The sequence below is a fragment of the Fibrivirga algicola genome (assembly GCF_011742925.1).
Classification (GTDB): domain Bacteria; phylum Bacteroidota; class Bacteroidia; order Cytophagales; family Spirosomataceae; genus Fibrella; species Fibrella algicola.
This window is the reverse complement of sequence record NZ_WAEL01000008.1, coordinates 166974-179809: the sequence shown is the minus strand read 5'-3', so window position 1 is coordinate 179809 and position 12836 is coordinate 166974. Positions and strand designations below refer to the sequence as shown.

8 protein-coding genes are annotated in these 12836 nt (G+C 53.3%); 4 read left to right on the top strand and 4 right to left on the bottom strand.

The features are described from left to right. Positions 1-11: 11 nt before the first annotated feature. Entirely contained in the window at positions 12-890 is an 879-nt protein-coding gene (locus F7231_RS20805) for a DNA/RNA non-specific endonuclease (RefSeq protein WP_085412895.1), read from the bottom strand. Between the two features lie 154 nt (positions 891-1044). Between F7231_RS20805 and F7231_RS20800 the strand changes: the two genes are divergently transcribed. Then, a complete protein-coding gene (locus F7231_RS20800; RefSeq protein WP_166693400.1) occupies positions 1045-3237 on the top strand; it encodes a tetratricopeptide repeat protein in 2193 nt (730 codons plus the stop codon). Positions 3238-3455: 218 nt separating this feature from the next. Further along, entirely contained in the window at positions 3456-4694 is a 1239-nt protein-coding gene (locus F7231_RS20795; RefSeq protein ID WP_166693399.1) for a sensor histidine kinase, read from the top strand. On the opposite strand, the gene F7231_RS20790 is transcribed toward F7231_RS20795, so the two are convergent. The 3 genes from F7231_RS20790 to F7231_RS20780 all read right to left on the bottom strand — a co-directional run bounded on the left by F7231_RS20790 (position 4691) and on the right by F7231_RS20780 (position 10090). Continuing rightward, positions 4691-6352, bottom strand: a complete 1662-nt coding sequence (locus F7231_RS20790) for a S41 family peptidase (RefSeq protein WP_166693398.1) — start codon at positions 6350-6352, stop codon at positions 4691-4693. The genes F7231_RS20795 and F7231_RS20790 overlap by 4 nt on opposite strands. A gap of 170 nt (positions 6353-6522) precedes the next feature. Then, entirely contained in the window at positions 6523-8649 is a 2127-nt protein-coding gene (gene scpA, locus F7231_RS20785; RefSeq protein ID WP_166693397.1) for a methylmalonyl-CoA mutase, read from the bottom strand. Between the two features lie 100 nt (positions 8650-8749). Then, positions 8750-10090 (bottom strand): methylmalonyl-CoA mutase family protein, encoded by a 1341-nt coding sequence (locus F7231_RS20780; protein WP_166693396.1) that lies wholly within the window; start codon positions 10088-10090, stop codon positions 8750-8752. A gap of 155 nt (positions 10091-10245) precedes the next feature. Here F7231_RS20780 and dnaA point away from each other — a divergent pair, with 155 nt between their 5' ends. Both dnaA and F7231_RS20770 read left to right on the top strand, forming a co-directional pair. Continuing rightward, positions 10246-11652 (top strand): chromosomal replication initiator protein DnaA, encoded by a 1407-nt coding sequence (gene dnaA / locus F7231_RS20775; RefSeq protein ID WP_085415140.1) that lies wholly within the window; start codon positions 10246-10248, stop codon positions 11650-11652. Between the two features lie 101 nt (positions 11653-11753). Further along, positions 11754-12746: a GNAT family N-acetyltransferase gene (locus F7231_RS20770; RefSeq protein WP_229370179.1), complete on the top strand. Its 993-nt coding sequence runs from the start codon at positions 11754-11756 to the stop codon at positions 12744-12746. Positions 12747-12836 lie beyond the last annotated feature (90 nt).

Sequence of the window (12836 nt, the reverse complement as noted above, 5' to 3'; positions counted from 1 at the left end):
GCCGTGCTATATCAAAATCCAGCGCTTGTCTGTCTCTTCAGAGCGGCTTGTATGTCGACAGGTAAGTTGGCAAAAAAACGGAGACCGGTGCGTTTTTCCAGGTCATTGACCGAGAGCCGGTAGGTTTCCCAGCGGCTACCCGATGATGTTTGCTGGTTTGGAATGTAAACGGCAACCACTTGCGTGTTAGGGCCAATGCGGTTCAGATCATCGCTGCCGTTTGGCATGATCAGCAATACCTTCCAGAGCGCCGCCGGAACCGTGATCTTACCACCCCCAATGCTGGTGGCCTCGCCCTGCTCACCAGTACCACCTACGCCCGACGTACCTGCAACCAAATACACTTCATTACCCGTATCGAGCTGTTTACGGGCGTATTCTTCTACATACTTCCATGTTTCGCGGTTGAACTTTGGCGCTTGCGGCACGACGTTTGATAGGACGAAGGTGGCGGCATTGTCAGTAGGGTTGCTATCCCGGTCTTCTGATGGGCAGAGGTGACCCCGGTCAAAGCCTGTTCGCTCGTAATCGCTCGACCGGATGGTGGAAAAGCCAGCCGGCAGATCAGGGTCGGGTCGGAAGGTTTTGGTACGGGCAGCATCACCGCGCCACTCAGGGCTCAGGTGCCAGCTAACCCAGTTGGCAATACCCCGGCTTCGGCTGAAACTGAGCGCGAATTGTGGTTTCTCTACCAGGTAGTTGTCCGGGTCAATCGTGGCCGCCTGACTTGGGTTTCCCAGTGTAAGGTGCTCACTGAAAACCTGTGTAGGTCGGCTGGCTGGTTTTGGGCCGGTAGGCGTAGGCAGACAGCCGGCTAAAGAGAAAAGGAGGCTACCGATGACAACAGTACTTAATAGCCGATTTTGCGTGAACGTTGATTTTGTTAGCATACTTGCGGAACTTTACTTGACTTAGCTACCAGTAAACTGACGTTTACTGAAAACAGACAAAAACCACTGTTACAACGCGTTTTTTTGACAGGCGTTACTGGTTGAACAGGATTTCTTTTCTCCCGGCAATGCTTTAGTATCACAACCCATACGTATGAGTAAAAAGAAACCGGCCGTACCGCAACGTACTGGCTACACAGCCCCACAAACCGCTGCCCCCCGTCCGGTGGTAGCTACTCCTCCGCGACCGCAACCCGTAGCCGCCCCTCGCTCGTCAATACCAACCGTTTCAGACCTGCCCATCGAGCGCAGTCCGGTAGCCTGGTGGCCAATGCTCGCGCTGGCGGCCATTGGGTTATTGCTCTACGCCAACACATTCGGCCATCAGTACGCCCTCGACGACATTGCCGCTATTGGACAGAACCTATTCGTCAAGCAGGGCTTAAAGGGGCTTCCCGATCTGATGCGGACCGAATTCTGGCACTTCAGCAATATTTCGCTGGGCTACTACCGGCCGCTGTCGCTGATTACGTTTGCTCTTGAACAGGAATTTTTTGGCGATAAGCACCCCGAATACAGCCACATGATCAACGCCGCGCTCTACGGCCTTACCGGGCTGAGCATTGGGGCATTGCTGCAAAAATGGTTGCCGGGTAAAACGGTGGTCGCTTTTCTGATTGGCCTGGTGTTCATTACGCACCCGATTCATACCGAGATCGTAGCCAACATTAAAGGCCGTGACGAACTGCTAAGCTTTCTCTTTATCTCATTGATGCTGCTTACTTCCTGGAAGCAGCTCGAAGCCAAAACGTCGTTCTGGTATCAGGGACCATCGTCAGACGTCGCGCTGGGCGGTTTGTTGACGCTCTTCAACGTAGTAGCTGGCTGGGTAATCGGCAGCAGTCTGCTGGTGAACTCGTTTGGAGCTACCGTTGGTGGCGTCATCGGTGTTGTCATCATGGCCGGACTCTCTATGTCGTGGGTTGGCCTGGCGTGTGCCTCGCTGTACTTTGCATTTTTGTCGAAAGAGTCATCGGTGGTGAGCCTGGCGCTGATTCCGGCCATGAACTACTGGTTTGCTCGCCGTAACGTCTACAGGTCGATGATCAGCCTGTGGCCGTTCCTGATTATTGCGGCGCTGTTCTTCTATCAGAAGCAGAAGATGATCGGTACTCTAAGCGGGAACCCGCCCGTCGACTGGGCCAACTACCCGTACGCCATTCTGAATACGAAGACTTCAACCATGTTTAAGTTCTTCATGTATTATCTGAAACTGCTGGTGCTGCCGCACCCGCTGGTGTACGATTACTCGTTCAACGTGATTCCAACAGGAGGCAAAGGCGACGTTATGTCGTGGCTGGGCTTCTTCTCGATGGTTGGCATGGTGGTGCTTACCTGGATCGGTTTCCGCAAGCGTACGCTCTGGGGGTTTGGCCTGTTCTGGTTTTTCGTAACCATGATGCCGGGTCTGGGCTTTATCTATAGCCGCGGTGGTATCCTGGCCGAACGTTTCCTATATGCCGCCGTTATGGGCTTCGCGTTTGTACTGGTTTGGGCTGTTCAGGCGGCTGTAGCCCGGTTTGGGTTGGACAAAGCCAAAACAGACGTACCCAGCGAACCCGTTGAGGTGGCAACTAGTCAGTCGGTGATCGAGTCATTCCGTGCACCGAAGCCTGCTTTTGCCCAGTCAGCGATCAACTATGCGCCTTTGGCTCTTGTTGTGGGTCTAACCTGCGGACTGTATTCATTTAAAACGGTAACCCGCAACCCCGACTGGGAAAATAACTTTGTGCTGTTCAATTCAGCCCTACCTTATGCCCCCACGAGTTGTCAGGTACAGCGGCACGTGGCCAATGAATGGATTGAGAAAGGCCTAAAGGAACGCGCCAGAATCGATTCGGCTAATGTGCGGATGGCTCGGTTTAAAGCCAAGGCTGACTCGGTGAAGAAGTACCAGGCGATGTTGCCGGTGTATGACAAAGAAGCCGGTAAATATGCTCGTTTGGCGCTCGACCACTTACAGGAGTCATGCCGGATTTACCCTAATTTTGGCGAGTCGTACTTCTCAATGGCCTACGTTTTTCAGCGCATTACGCCCAACGTCGACTCGGCCAAGTATTACTATAAGCAGACAATCCGGGCGGCTTCGTCGTATGCGCCAGCCTACAACAACCTGGGTGTGATTTACCAGAATGAGGGTAAATACCAGCTGGCTTCGTACTATTATAACAAGTCGATGGAAGTGAACCCGGCTTATCAGGACGGCAAGAACAACTACGCCGCGTTGAAAAAAGCAACCGGCCTCGATGTTCGTTTCCTGCCCGATTCGGTGATTACCCGAAACTAATAATGTAGCGTCTATACTAAGTGGCGTGGCTAGATAAGGAGCTCGGTAACTGGCTCTTTATCAAGCTACGCCACGCTTGTTTTAGAAATAGCTAAGTTTTATGGCAAGTGATCGTGATTAGCACGTTATGTATATACGTCATTCGGTTTCGAGATACTGTACCTTTGTGGTATAGTACGTCTGTACTTAACACCACCGTTCGATCCTGCAAGTAAACTATGTCTGCCTATCCCCTGAATTCAGATCCGCCAATTGATCTGCACGCTTTATCGTCTAGAAAGGAATTAACTCTACAGGAAAAGTTACTACTGCGTGAAGCGCAGTTGAGTCAGGCGCAACGTATGGCGGGCATGGCTAGTTGGGAGTGGTATTTCGGCACTACGGAAATACGCTGGAGTCCGGAGATGTACCGGTTCTGGGGCTATATGCCAAATGAAGTCAGCGTTGATCTGGAAAGCGTTGCCAAATCGACGCACTCAGACGATCTGCCTATTTTGGAAACGGCCGTTCAACGACTCCTGCAGGGCGATGATGTGGAGATGGAGTACAGGCGATATGACAAAATGGGCCGTGAGATTTTTATCTACACCAATGGGCAGATCATCCATAACGAAGCAGGCGAGCCGATCGGTGTATTCGGCATCGATATGGACATTACCCGGCGAAAGCAGCAGGAACAGCATTTGTTGGAGTTGAATAGGCTGCTGGAAGAGAAGAATCAGAAACTCGAACAGCTGGTTTCTGAAGCCAATGCGCTTACCTATGTTGCCAGTCACGATTTACAGGAGCCGCTTCGGAAGATAAAAAGCTTCAATGAGCTTATTCTGGAAAAGGAAGCAGGTACGTTGTCGGAGCAAGGCAAAGAATTTTTTCGCCGGTCGATTGCCTCGGCTAACCGGATGCAGCACCTGATCCGGGATTTGGTCGCTTACTCACAGCTAAATGCCGTCAAACATCCGGTTGAATCCGTTGATCTGATGGAACTTGTGAACGAGGCGTGTGACGATCAATACGACGTGATTCGTGAAAAACAGGCAGAAATAGAAATCGGCGAACTCCCTGCTGTACAAGTTAGCAAGCTACCTTTCCGGCAGTTACTCGACAACCTGCTTGCCAACGCGCTGAAATACCACCGGCCTGGTTTGCCACCTACCATTCAGATTATGTATGATAGGTTGGCGATCGGGGAGACCGACCCGGCGGAGCCGTCTGACTCCGACCAGCATCAATTAACGATCGCTGATCAGGGAATCGGGTTCGAGCCTGTATACAGTGACCGGATTTTCAAGGTATTTCGGCGGCTGCACAGCCAACACCATTACGCGGGTACAGGTATTGGCCTGGCGATTTGCCAGCGCGTTATGCAAAACCACGGTGGTACTATTGAAGCCATCGGTAAACCTGGGGAAGGGGCTACGTTTATACTTCGCTGGCCAGTAGAATCGGTGCACACCTAGTTGCCACGGCTAAGCTCAATGGCCCGGTCAAGTACCTCGTCGCGACCTGCCCGGATTCCGTCGATAGTAGGCTGCACCACTATATCCGGCACGATGCCAACACGTTGCGTCTCCCGGCCATCGGGGTAGAACACACCAATGCCGCTAAAGGCCGTTCGATAGCCTCCTGGCAAAGGCACCCACGATATGTTACCATCGGCCCCGGCGGTGGTGCTACCAACAAGGGTAACCCGATCGGCCGATCGAAAGGCCATCGCGGTGAATTCAGCCTGACTTTGGGTATCCTCATTCACAAGCACAATACTGTTTCCGGCGAACAGCTTCCCCTTGGCAGGCGGCAGTCTCGACGAACCCATTTTGTCAAAAGTGCCGGGAAATGTCAGATTAGCACGTGTGAACTGGGCGAACGTTGACCGCTTGTTAGTCAGGTACCAACCCACAAGAAGCAAGGTAGCCTTCGGGTAATTGCGCAAGTCGAAAATGATAGTGCGGGCAGGTAGGAGTGGGGTCATCACGCTATCAATTTGGCGTTGCGTCAAATGCCCCATATTGACGTAGGCAGTACTGTCAGTCAGCCACTTACTGACTGGGTGCCGTGCGTTAATTGACTGAGAGGTACTTTTGCCAAACGCGTGATAAGGGTGCCGTAAAACGGTTACTGTCGTGTCGCCATTCCCTCGATCAATGGTCAGTTGTGCCTCCCTGGCCTTACTCACCCCGATAAAACCCCGAACATCACGGAGTACAACCGCTTCATTGGAGCCTGCGATGTAAGGACGAATCCGATCAATATGTGCCCGAATGGATTTGCCGTCGATGGCGCTGATAACGGTGCCAACCGAAAGGCCGGGCGGGATGGGCAGTGGGTCTGCATAAAACCGGGTTATTACGGCTTTATCATTGATAAGCTTAAGCTCGAAAGGCAACCATAACGTACCCAATTCACAGCGCAGACAGCGGGTTTTATCCGTCGACATCATAAAGCCGTGGCTGTCTTTGATGCTGGCTACTAACTGATATAGTGCTTTTTGATACGCTTCCGGGCTGGTCGCCTGTTGAAAAACAGGGATCATGTTGAGAAGTGTATTGTCCCAGCCGCCATCGATCGCATACTTATACGGAAAGAAATATTGGATAATGTTCCAGTACCGGAATAGCGCCAGCAGTCGATACGGCTGATCCGGAATCGACATGTCGGCGTACACTTTCTCATTCTCGAAGCTTGTATTTCGTATCAGTTTATCTTGCTTGACGTAAAAATTAGTCCCCTGATTCCGGTTGTCTTTCAGGTACGTCAATCTGTTTCGAACGTCTTCCGTAAACAGGAGTGAGTCAGTCAAAAAGGATACATCCAGATTCTGCCGCCCGAGCGTTGTGGAGGTTGCTTCCTGGCATTTGCGACAGCGTTTGACCACACCCAGACTGTCGATTAGCCGGGCATAAACAGCATTCAATTGCTGTCTGGTCTCCACTTGTTGAACAATAGGCAGTAGTTGAATGAACTGTTGATCCCAATCGTGCTTGCCTGTTGCTACGGTGGGGTGATAATACTTCAGAAAGCCCCAGACCTTACATAGCGAGGTTAGTCGTTGGGTTTCGGTTACTGGTTGGGCCAGTGAGGTGGAGGCAATCAAACAAAGTAGAGCAACGTAGCGCATAGTTCGGCGTATCTGTATGAGCTATAAAGACCAAAGCCGTTGCTCATGAGTTGGCAACGGCTTTGATAAAAACTCTTAAAGAACGTTAATTCGATTCAGGCAGCAACTCGCGGTCGATCTTAATGAAGCCATCTGTAGGCTGATTTCGTGCGCCTTGACTGCTCATTTTACTACACGGCAGACCCCATCAGTTCAGCCAGGATTTTCTGGGCAGCGATGGAGATAATTGTGCCGGGACCAAAAACGCCTTTCACGCCAGCATCGTACAGAAACTGGTAGTCACCAGCTGGTATTACGCCTCCGGCAATGACCATGATGTCGTCGCGGCCGATGGCTTTCAATTCATTGATCAGTTGCGGTACCAGCGTTTTATGACCCGCCGCCAAACTCGACACGCCAACAATATGCACGTCGTTCTCGGCCGCTTGTCGGGCTACCTCGGCGGGGGTCTGGAACAACGGGCCCATATCGACATCGAAGCCGAGGTCGGCAAAACTGGTGGCGATGATTTTGGCACCTCGATCATGCCCATCCTGGCCCATCTTGGCAACCAGAATCCGGGGGCGGCGACCCTCTTCTGCGGCAAACTGATTGGTCATGTTACGGGCAATGCGGAAGTTCTCATCATCAGATACCTCCGCCGAATACACGCCCGATACCGACCGGATGGTGGCTTTGTGGCGGCCAAATATCGTTTCTAGGGCATCTGATATCTCGCCGAGTGTAGCTCGTTGCCGCGCTGCTTCTACGGCCAGGGCGAGCAGGTTATCGTTACCGCTGGCGGCGGCTGTCAGGGCGGCCAGTGCCTGATCTACCTTCGCCTGGTCGCGCGAGGCACGTACCTGCGCGAGCCGGGCCAACTGTGATTCGCGCACCGCCTGGTTATCGACTTCGAGTAGCTCGATCACCGTATCGGTGGCAGGTTTGTACCGATTCACGCCGACGATCACGTCTTTGCCGCCATCGATACGTGCCTGTTTGCGGGCGGCGGCTTCTTCAATGCGGAGTTTAGGCAGACCTGTGTCGATGGCTTTAGTCATACCGCCCAGTTGTTCTACCTCCTCAATCAGGGCCCACGCCTTATCAACCAGCTCGCTGGTCAGGTACTCCACGTAATACGACCCGCCCCAGGGGTCAACGGCGCGGGTGATGTCGGTTTCGTGCTGGAGATACAGTTGCGTATTCCGGGCAATACGGGCCGAAAAGTCGGTGGGGAGCGCGATGGCCTCGTCTAGGGAGTTGGTATGTAGGCTCTGGGTGCCGCCCAGTACCGCTGCCAGGGCTTCAATGGCCGTGCGGGCTACATTGTTGAAGGGGTCCTGCTCGGTGAGGCTGTAGCCCGATGTTTGACAGTGGGTGCGTAAGGCGAGCGACTTGGCGTTTTGCGGGCCAAACTGTTTTACCAGCGTAGCCCAGAGCAACCGTCCCGCCCGTAGCTTGGCAATCTCCATGAAGTGATTCATGCCAATGCCCCAGAAAAACGACAGGCGCGGCGCAAACTGATCGATGCTCATGCCTGCTGCCAGACCAGTGCGAATGTACTCCAGCCCATCGGCCAGGGTATAGGCCAGTTCGAGATGGGCGGGTGCGCCCGCTTCGTGCATATGATAGCCGCTGATGCTGATCGAATTAAATTTCGGCATATGCTGGCTGGTATAAGCGAAGATATCGCCGATCAGCCGCATCGAAGGAGCGGGGGGGTAGATGTACGTATTACGCACCATGAACTCCTTCAAAATGTCGTTCTGAATAGTGCCCGACAGTTTCTCGGGAGTAACACCCTGCTCTTCGGCGGCCACGATGTAGAAGGCCATAATGGGCAGTACCGCGCCGTTCATAGTCATAGATACTGACATCTGATCGAGGGGAATCTGGTCGAACAGAATCTTCATGTCCTCAACCGAGTCGATGGCTACCCCGGCTTTACCTACGTCGCCCACCACCCGTGGATGATCTGAGTCGTAACCCCGGTGCGTAGCCAGGTCGAAGGCGACCGATAGCCCTTTCTGCCCCCCCGCCAGGTTACGCCGGTAAAAGGCATTTGAGGCTTCGGCGGTCGAAAAGCCGGCGTATTGCCGAATGGTCCACGGCTGCCGTACATACATGCTGCTATAGGGTCCACGCAGGTAGGGAGGGATACCTGCCTGCCAGTTGAATACGCCAGTGGGTACGTCGGCCGGTGAGAAGCGCGGTTTTAGCCGGATACCCTCTGCTGTTGTGTAGGCGGGTAGGGTAGGCTGAGCGTCTTTATCTGGCGCCGTTTTGGCGGGTTGTGAGTCTGTTGAAGGGGTGCGCATAGGAGGTTACAATGCGGGATGAAGGTGTGATACGTACTAAACTAGCACAAATACGGTGTTGGGGCCTGTTATCGAGCAGCCCGGTTCAAGGCTAGGACGACTACTCAAACTCGCTGGCTAGCCGACGAGCAGGTAGCTCAACAGGACTAGTGGACCGATAAACTGCCTTAGCGGCCTCGTCGCCGGCTTCATCATGTCTGAATTTCGTTACGCCAACCAGGACTCGCCCATTCTGTACAGCCTCAACTTTGGCGTCATACGACCTAGCCAGCTCCTGCTGAACGTACTTGGTTTCCATTGCGTTGGTCAAACCGCCTTGTTCCTGAACTTGCTGGAATAACACCCAGGCCGCTTCGGTAAGCTGGTGCGTCAGCGTTTCAATGTAGTAACTGCCTGCTGCGGGATCGGCTACTTTATCCAGGTAACTCTCAGCCTTCAACATAGTCGACACATTGCGGGCAATGCGGTGACTAAACTCGCCGGACTGGTCTTCTGCTTCGTTATGCAACACTGCGTCGTAGGGACGTACGGTCAACACATCGGCGCCGCCAATAACCGCCGCCATCGCTTCCGTGGTGGTGCGAAGCAGGTTGGTGTAAGGCGTGGCCGCCGCTTCGTAAAACGTCGACGTCTGGGCGTGTAACTGAATCCCCGGGCCTGCCGCAGCCGGAGCCACGCGGGATAGCAAGACCCGTAACGCCCGGAGTTTAGCCATTTCCATGAAATAGCTGGTGCCTACTGATATCGAAATTATGGTTTTAGCCACCAGTGGCTCGATAGCTAGCCCTTTTGCCCATAAGCTGGCATAAGTCTCTGCCAGCCGGGCCAGCGTAAAAGCCAGTTCCTGCGTGGCAGTAGCTCCGGCCGAATGAAAATCGTGGCCGCTGACGCCGATCGTGCGAAAGTTAGGCGAATCGGTGCTTTGGCTGATGAGGTCGGCGATTGCCGATGTGGATGCTGGTAGGCTGGTGAGAATACCGCCCCGTAGTTGATACGGGGCAATCTGCCGTAACGTCTGTAGAAAGTGAGCGGAATCCACATCCGCTGCCAGCCTGAAATAAACGGGCGTAGTACTCAGTTTGATGCCGTCGAGCAGGCGTGCCACAGAAATTTCACCGCCAGGTACGTCCACTACCAATGCGTCGGCCCCGTTGGTCAGGGCATCGCGCAGGATGGCGTTTATGTGTTTTTCCTGGCCTACGCCCGCAAAATAGCTCGGTGCGCTGAGCCAGCCGGGCGTAGATTTTTGAGAAATTTGTAGCGTCGAATAATCGAGCGACGCCGTCTGTTCGGCTGTGTAATACGGCTCAACAGTAAATCCCTCGGGCGAAGCCCAGCGCAAGCTTTCGTATACAGTGCTGTCTTTCAGGTCTTTTTGCACCTGGTTCAGCCAGTCAGCATGGGTGGCGGGTGGGAAGGGAGACGGAAATGAGGTCGGCATAGTCGTTTACAAAATCACAGAACGGGCTAAAGGTACGCACTGTTTTTCTCGGCCCGTAATTCATAAATTGTGCTACTTTTGTCTCCCTTTTGGCGACCGTAACCGCCGCTCCACTTAACGTTCATTCAGTGATCACCCCCGTACCACCCGGATCCATGCAACGCGAAGTACATATTGTTTGGAACAATTGTCTGCGTGTTATTCAGGAAATCGTGCCTGAACCAAGTTTCAAGACCTGGTTTGAGCCCATCATTCCTGTGCGGCTCAACGGGAAGGTACTGACGATTCAGGTGCCGAGTGAATTCTTCTATGAGTGGCTGGAAGAAAACTTCATTCATGCGCTCAGAAAAGCCCTCGATTATGCCATTGGCCGCGATGGGCAGCTTGAATATTCAATTGTTGTGGATCAGGGCGATGCGCAGAACCGGCCCATTGCCGTTAGCATGCCTACCACCAAAAGCCCGCAGTCGGCCAAGCCCGACAACGTGAGCCCGGTGCTTCGGTCGCCATTTGCCCTGAAAGACCTCGACTCGCTTACGCTCGATTCGTACCTCAACCCAACTTACACGTTTGATAACTACGTAGAGGGCGACTGCAACAGACTGGCCCGAAATGCTGGCTTCGCCGTAGCCTCACGGCCAGGCGTAACCTCGTTCAATCCGCTGATGATTTACGGCGGTGTAGGGCTTGGTAAAACGCACCTGGTGCAGGCCATCGGCAACTTTATTAAGAATAACAATCAGGATAAATTTGTCCTGTACGTTACATCCGAGAAGTTTACCAACCAGTTTTTGAACGCTATCCGTACCGACGGTATCCGCGATTTTACCTCGTTCTACATGCAGGTCGACGTACTGGTGATCGACGACGTGCAGTTTCTGCAGAAGAAAGAGAAGACGCAGGAAATCTTCTTCCACATCTTCAATCACCTGCACCAGTCGGGCAAGCAGATCATCATGACCTCCGACCGCTCGCCGCGGGCGCTCGACGGCCTGGAAGATCGTCTGCTGTCGCGGTTTAAGTGGGGCTTGACCACCGACCTGCAAACGCCCGATCTGGAAACGCGCATCGCCATTATCCAGAAAAAACTGCAGGCCGAAGGCGTGTACATCGACGATGGCGTGATCGAATACCTGGCCCACAGCATCAATACCAACGTGCGCGAACTCGAAGGGGTAGTGGTATCGCTCATGGCGCAGGCGTCACTAAACCGCCGCGAGATTGACCTTGACCTGGCAAAAGCCACGTTGCGCAACATCGTTGTCAATGATGAAAAGGAGATCAACATCGATACCGTTCAGGAGTTGGTGGCCGACTTCTATAACACGACTATTGCCGATCTTAAATCGAAGAGCCGCAAACGGGAAGTGGTGTATCCCCGGCAGGTGGCCATGTATCTGGCTAAGGAACTGACCGAACTCTCGTTGAAATCCATTGGCTACCATTTCGGCGGACGCGACCACAGCACCGTCATTCATGCTATTCAACTCGTGAATGACTTGCTGAAGGAAAACCCCGAAACCAAAGAGCAGGTCGCCAAATTGAAAGCGTACTTTAAGTAGGTTTGATGTTTATAGGTTGATGTTTGTCGTTACGCTGCTAACTCACCAACTTGTGGCCAAGCGCAACGACAAACATCAACCTATAAACATCAAAGTCTCCTTTGCTCCGCTTCCTGTCCCGCCATCAACTCGATGATCATGCCTGGGATCACTGTGTCGCCAGTGCGCATAATGCGTTGCTGTATGGGCACACGTGGTATCTGGACGCGGTAACGTACCTGCCCGGCTGGCGATGGGAGGGGCTCGTACGTACCAACGTACCTGACGGCAATCCAGTTGGGTATGAGGCTGTGTTGCCCATCCCGTTGCGCCGACGGTGGGGGCAATGGGTAGTCTACCAGCCCCTTTTCTGCCAGTTCCTGGCCATTTTTTCTAATCAGCCAATTGATCCCGGCCCGTTTATTCAGGCCGTGTACGACCGCTACCGACATGGGTCTGTCTGGCAGTTACTACTTGATAGCCCGTTGCCGGGTTTACCTGCTCAGGTACGTCAGCAGGCGTTATTCACGCACGTTTTGCCGTTACGGGATAGCTATAGAAAAACCACGCCCAACTACACGCCCGACCGGCAGATGAACGTGCGGCGTGCCCGGCGTCGGGTGGCTAACGTACTTGACTGGCAGTTGACCGAATCAATCGATGTCGAGCCGCTACTACGATTATTTCAGGAGAATCACGCGGCAGATATAGGCGTTGGTGAATGGGCCTACACCCTTTTTCGGGTTCTGTTCAAGGCGCTGCAAGCACGTGAGCTGGGTACATTGCGCTACGCCTACGCTGATGGGCAGATCGTAGCAGGCGCGCTGTTTGTGGAGCAGCACGGGCGAATTACTTACCTGTTCAATGCGGCTAACGCTGAAGGTCGCTGGTTGAACGCCCGAACGATCCTGCTGGATGAGCTGATTCAGACTGAACAAAAAAAAGCAACGCCAAAGCCAGCGTTGCTTGATTTTGAGAGTCCCGAGAAAGTGGGTGTCGTCTCGTTTTATGAAAGTTTCGGGGCAGTAGCGCAACCCTACGTACGACTCAGCTGGAGCCGATTAACGTGGATAGAGCGGTTAGCGAGAAAATGCGTAACGCGACGAACCGATTAATGGGCATGGATCGGAAACTGATTTTGGGAGGCGCTGATGTGGCGAACAACTGTGGGCTACGTACATCAGCGGCGCAACATCAAACCATAA

Excerpts from the sequence above, each read along its gene's own strand:
- F7231_RS20805 (WP_085412895.1), bottom strand. The coding sequence starts at position 890 with ATGCTAACAAAATCAACGTTCACGCAAAATCGGCTATTAAGTACTGTT.
- F7231_RS20800 (WP_166693400.1), top strand. The coding sequence starts at position 1,045 with ATGAGTAAAAAGAAACCGGCCGTACCGCAACGTACTGGCTACACAGCC.
- F7231_RS20795 (WP_166693399.1), top strand. The coding sequence starts at position 3,456 with ATGTCTGCCTATCCCCTGAATTCAGATCCGCCAATTGATCTGCACGCT.
- F7231_RS20790 (WP_166693398.1), bottom strand. The coding sequence starts at position 6,352 with ATGCGCTACGTTGCTCTACTTTGTTTGATTGCCTCCACCTCACTGGCC.
- scpA (WP_166693397.1), bottom strand. The coding sequence starts at position 8,649 with ATGCGCACCCCTTCAACAGACTCACAACCCGCCAAAACGGCGCCAGAT.
- F7231_RS20780 (WP_166693396.1), bottom strand. The coding sequence starts at position 10,090 with ATGCCGACCTCATTTCCGTCTCCCTTCCCACCCGCCACCCATGCTGAC.
- dnaA (WP_085415140.1), top strand. The coding sequence starts at position 10,246 with ATGCAACGCGAAGTACATATTGTTTGGAACAATTGTCTGCGTGTTATT.